This window comes from Protofrankia sp. Cas8, from assembly GCF_963555845.1.
Taxonomy (GTDB): Bacteria; Actinomycetota; Actinomycetes; order Frankiales; family Frankiaceae; genus Protofrankia.
In genome coordinates this window covers 785-1238 of the sequence record NZ_CAUVXI010000064.1, presented here as the reverse complement: position 1 = coordinate 1238, position 454 = coordinate 785, and the positions used below count along the sequence as shown (strand labels likewise).

At 65.9% G+C, this 454-nt stretch carries 1 pseudogene; it reads right to left on the bottom strand.

What is annotated here, in order from left to right:
• Nucleotides 1-249: 249 nt before the first annotated feature.
• A pseudogene (locus tag U9977_RS11775) lies at nt 250-454 on the bottom strand (hypothetical protein); the annotation flags it as partial.

The following is a 454-nucleotide window of genomic DNA, read 5'->3' as shown; positions in this document are numbered from 1 at the left end:
GCCCACTCATTCCCTTGAATGCCCTCACTGGGCATCGCTCCGCACCCCGGAGGTTGCCCCGGCCATGGCATCAGACCAGGGCAGGGCGCGGCGTCGGCTTCAGACGTCATTTCCGACGGATGCGACCTTCCATCTCCTGGGAATTAGGATTCAAGCAATCCAGCCTTCGCCATATCACGCGGGTTCCACGGCGCGCCGCCTCCAACGCCTGAGCACGGCCACCGCTTCAATGGCATGCTGCTGTCCCCTTCACCTTTCGGATCCAGGTAAGCCATCGAACCCAAGAACCTCCCTCCGAGTTCCTCCCGGCTGGGCCGGGGATACAACCAGGCGCCTCATGGCGCACTGCCAGCGGTCGCTGACCTGCACCGCACCGGGCAGGGCGTCGGTGATTCCCTGGGCGTAGGAGGCCGAGCCGTCCCGGCAGACGATCTCCACACCGGGGTGGGCGCGT